The following is a 4,392-nucleotide window of genomic DNA, read 5'->3' as shown; positions in this document are numbered from 1 at the left end:
GTTGTTGTGGTGACTACATTTTACCAAAGAGAGGTGTCTTTTTGTGTGTTTTTTGATAATTATTTATAAGAAGTTTCAATAACCGCAAGGGTTAAACCTGGATATTCAACTGCAAAACTTGAGTTATTAAAAAGGACTATATTTAAGTGCCGTTAGAAACAATATAATGACGGATCTTCAGTTTATCCTAATTGTAAACTAAAGCTAGATGCTACAAAGCATCTTCCAGTTTAGGCCGAACAGTATTAGAAACTTTTTTCCGAATAGACTCCTATAAAAGATTCTTCAACATTGAATCACCAGTCAGATACAAAAAAAGGAACAGCGTACGGGATGATTCATTCTCCCTTTCCCTGTTCCTTTAACTTACTCTCTTATTTGCTTAATGCGCGTTTCTGGGTCTCTCTGACTGCTCCAGGTTTTTCGGTCATCTCGAATAGATAGTCGACAACTTTGTCAGCCAGTCCGGCTTCATACAGATCAACCGCAAAGATGTCTGATCGATTCAAAATCGGTCTGACTATGTCAGCGATCTGCTTTCGGTAATCAGCCAGTCATGGGGCAGTTCTACCGGCAAAAAGCTCGTCGGTTTAACATGGTCGGTCCCTTCTACTTTCGCAAATGTCCAGCCCTTCATAAAGAGCGATGTCTTGTTCACTTTTATGCCTCTTTTCTTGAATGTGTGTTTAAGTTTGCCTGTCATGTTAGTTGACTTAATAAACAAACCTCATTGACATAAGAGTAGTCTTTTTTGTAAACGATGTCAACTTAAAACCAGGTGATTTGACTTTCAGATCGAACGACTTTTAATCCTTTATTCATATGGGTTCGAGCTACCTTTTCTGAATGAAAATATGGTAAACTGATTTTAAAGGAGGCATTGGATATGAAAATATTAGTTGATGCAGATGCATGCCCTAAAAAAGAAACAATTATTGCGGAAGCTCAGAATTATCAGCTTGAGGTCCTTCTAGTTTCAAGTATCTCTCATTATTCAACAAAAGAACTTCCCAATAGCGTTGAACGCATATGGGTCGATAAAGGGAGTGATCAGGCAGACTTCAAGATCATGGAGCTGGCTTATCCCAATGATATTGTAGTCACTCAGGATTACGGACTGGCCTCCATGCTTCTTCCTAAAAAGTGCAGAGTGCTGCACCACGAAGGCTACGAATATACTGAAAGAATCATTCAGAAACTGGTCGACGGCCGCCATATATCTGCCGCAATGAGACGAAGCAATATGAATAAAAGCCGAGTGAAATCCCTGAACCCATTTGCGGATGAGCAGCAGTATCCATTTGATGACCTTCTGCGTCAGGTGATCGAAGAACAGCTCGATGAGACAGAAAGGGTCGAAAACTGACGTGATAACAATTGCTCTGACCGGTTGGAGTGATCATGAACTGATCCAACGTGACCGTTCCCGTAAACTGGAAGACTATGCCAGTCATTTCCCAGTAGTGGAACTTGACACAAGCTTCTATGCCATTCCTTCCAGAACCAATATTCTGAACTGGATCGATAAGACGCCGGAATCATTCACTTTCTTCCCAAAGGCATTCAATATGATGACATTACATAAACCATTTCAGCCTGATTTCAGCCGAATGGACGATGTCTTTGATGCCTACCTGGACGCATTTGGTCCCATGATCGAACAGAAACGGATCAAAGCTTTTCTATTTCAGTTTCCACCCTATTTTGACTGTACACGTAAACATGTAAATTACTTGAAGTATGTGCGCAGTCACATGCACGATCTACCGGTTGCCGTGGAATTCAGGAATCAGACCTGGTTTTCCGAGAACAATCAGGAACGGACACTTGAACTGCTGAAACTTCTGGAGTTCTCAAACGTCATTGTTGATCAGCCACAGACACCCAACAACAGTGTGCCTAAAATAGTCAGGAGTACACATTCCAGACTCAGTGTGCTTCGCCTTCACGGCAGAAACTACGAGGGATGGCTTGGTGAAAATGTAAAGGACTGGCGGGCTGAGCGGACACTATACAATTATAGGGATGACGAATTGATGGAATTCAAGGAAATCATTGAGCAGTTGTCAAAGCAGTCGCTGGAAGTCTGTGTGATTTTCAATAATAATTCAGGTGGTCATGCCGCTCAGAATGCGAAGACCCTTCAGAAACTTCTGAACGTATCCTTTGATTACCTCGGCCCTCAGCAGCTCGATTTATTTTAACGAAATCCATTTTATACTGGAGGCTTTGTTAGACATAAATTTGGATTTAACCAACGAGCTTTAAATTGATGTCGTTCCTTGTTTAAATAACTGGTATTTATTTGATAGATTTTTGTTTTAAGTAGAGAAATAGTTGAGACTCTTCGTCCTCAGAACGTAAACAAAAACATCCGGCACCCCCTCTTTCTATATCAGAGAGGGGGTGCCGGATGTTTTTATAATGATTATTAAATCTCAGGTAGCCTTATCCTAACTTCACGAACTCAGCCTGATCGTTTCTTCGTCCTCGTTTTTCTCTTTCGGTTACGCCATTTGAACAAAGCACTCAACGTGCTGTATAGAGCTATGCCTACCAGGGCCCCAATAGTATCGATGATGACATCCATAACAAGAGGCCGTCTTCCGGGTACGAAGTACTGATGGAATTCATCCGTTATCGCATAAAGAAAAGAAATGACTAAAGCCAGGCCAAACGCTCGCCATGGTTTGACATCTGACAAGGTAAAAGCATTCATAAGAAAACTGCCAAGAAACAGATAGACGAAGAAGTGCACATATTTTCTAAGGTACCGATGGATGACCCATCGGTTCATTTCAAAGATACCGAATCGGCTGACTCTTGGACGTACAAATGTGAAGAGGAAATAGGCAATGCCCACACTTATAATCAGAAACAGAATGAACAGAAGGATTTTCAGAATAAAGTGGGAGTCCATCTTTGCCAACCAGATCAGAAAGATATGATACAGAAAAATGACTGATATGATGCCTACCCACTGCCAGTTCGTTATGATTTCTCCACCCAGTTCCATGAGCCCGACACTCCATCTGACCGATTCTTCCGCAGGCTGTGATGAGAACCAGAAGATGACACCCATCCAGAACAGGACCATAGCCCACGAAAAAATCTGAGCTAGTCTTAATTTTGTCTGACTGTTCATGCTCATCTGCTCACCTTCTTTTCCCTTCGTACCTTACATATACAATTACATTCATTCAACCATACTGCCTTTTTCCATCATTTTTTTGCCGTCGATCCAGACAGTAGGCTCTTTAACTACACAATCGATATGAACACCAGCTTCAGTGACTCCTCCAAAAGGCTTGTTTGAACCGAACGCAATATGGATCGTGCCATAAACTTTTTCGTCTTCCAGAACGACTCCTGTAATGCGTGCCGAAGGATTGGTTCCGATTCCGAATTCAGCAATGATCCGTCCATCGGTTTCTCCTAAAATATCTAGCAGTTCTTCACCCTGCTTGCCTGTTGCATCGATCAGCCGCCCGTTTTCTATAGTCAATGTCAGTGGCTCTTTCACTTTTCCGATTTGAGCAATGGACCCGTCAACGACTAGCTTGCCATTCGCTGACTGTTCAAGTGGAGCAATAAACGCTTCTCCTGAAGGTACATTTCCAGCCTGACCTTTTTCTCTAAATACTCCTGTGCTTGGGATACCTTTTCTCCCAGCAACAGAAAAGGTCAAGACTTCTCCGTCTTTTTCGATGCGTACCTCTTCTGCCTTGTCTAACAGAGTTGTATAGCGGGCAGTCAGTTCCTCCACGACTTGCGGATCCGCTTCAATCGCACCTTTTTCAAGCATAGGTAGAGTTACACCCGGCATGGTTCCGATTCGAGTACCTTCAGCAGCGGCTTCTTTCTTAGCACGGGTGTGTGTGATGCTTGCCGTCGTCACGCACAATGCCACATCTGCGTCTTTCATGGCTTGAGCAACAATGCCCGGCGGCTCTTCACCGGATTTGTAGTGAGCAGGAAACTGCAGGAATACTGTTTCGTTTCCTTTGATACAGGCTGCTTCATAGAAGGGCATCGCAATCTGCTTCATACGGTCATCTGTAATGATCGCGACTTTCTCGTTTTTTTTCAGCGCAAAGTTGTTTTCAAAAACCTTTATCGCATTTTCAATATAATTAGTCACGTAAATCAGCTCCTGAACTTTTATGGTGTCTGTATCTATTCTAACTAAAATCTACAAACATTGAAATCAAAATCATCAGGCAGCCTGATACAATTTGAATTGTGCAGACCTTACGTTAGGTGTACGGGAGTTTAACAGCTGGAATCAATAAAAAGTGACACAAAGCCTGTTATGGCTTTATTTTTTTGTCAAATTTGATAGACTTATATTGTAGTACTATGTAGTAATATGTTATAATAGAGATACATTTA

General features: G+C 42.0%; 6 protein-coding genes. 2 read left to right on the top strand and 4 right to left on the bottom strand.

The annotated features are described in order from the left end of the window. Positions 1-374: 374 nt before the first annotated feature. Together ACYQ4S_RS10985 and ACYQ4S_RS10980 are read right to left on the bottom strand one after the other, a co-directional pair. Positions 375-509 carry a hypothetical protein gene (locus ACYQ4S_RS10985; RefSeq protein WP_459771144.1) on the bottom strand — a complete coding sequence of 45 codons (135 nt, stop codon included), beginning with the start codon at positions 507-509 and terminating at the stop codon, positions 375-377. Between the two features lie 11 nt (positions 510-520). Further along, positions 521-703 (bottom strand): hypothetical protein, encoded by a 183-nt coding sequence (locus tag ACYQ4S_RS10980; RefSeq protein WP_459771142.1) that lies wholly within the window; start codon positions 701-703, stop codon positions 521-523. Between the two features lie 183 nt (positions 704-886). Here ACYQ4S_RS10980 and ACYQ4S_RS10975 point away from each other — a divergent pair, with 183 nt between their 5' ends. Both ACYQ4S_RS10975 and ACYQ4S_RS10970 read left to right on the top strand, forming a co-directional pair. Then, positions 887-1,366, top strand: a complete 480-nt coding sequence (locus ACYQ4S_RS10975; RefSeq protein WP_459771140.1) for a YaiI/YqxD family protein — start codon at positions 887-889, stop codon at positions 1,364-1,366. After that, positions 1,341-2,204, top strand: a complete 864-nt coding sequence (locus ACYQ4S_RS10970; RefSeq protein ID WP_459771138.1) for a DUF72 domain-containing protein — start codon at positions 1,341-1,343, stop codon at positions 2,202-2,204. Before ACYQ4S_RS10975 ends, ACYQ4S_RS10970 begins: the two co-directional genes overlap by 26 nt. 263 nt (positions 2,205-2,467) lie before the next feature. Here the strand turns inward: ACYQ4S_RS10970 and ACYQ4S_RS10965 are convergent, their stop codons facing one another. Together ACYQ4S_RS10965 and ACYQ4S_RS10960 are read right to left on the bottom strand one after the other, a co-directional pair. After that, positions 2,468-3,151, bottom strand: a complete 684-nt coding sequence (locus tag ACYQ4S_RS10965) for a VanZ family protein (RefSeq protein ID WP_459771136.1) — start codon at positions 3,149-3,151, stop codon at positions 2,468-2,470. Positions 3,152-3,196: 45 nt separating this feature from the next. Beyond that, positions 3,197-4,141, bottom strand: a complete 945-nt coding sequence (locus tag ACYQ4S_RS10960; RefSeq protein ID WP_459771135.1) for an aminopeptidase — start codon at positions 4,139-4,141, stop codon at positions 3,197-3,199. Between the last annotated feature and the right edge of the window lie 251 nt (positions 4,142-4,392).

The sequence above is a fragment of the Alkalibacterium sp. s-m-28 genome (assembly GCF_054658175.1).
This window is presented reverse-complemented; position numbering and strand designations above follow the sequence as displayed.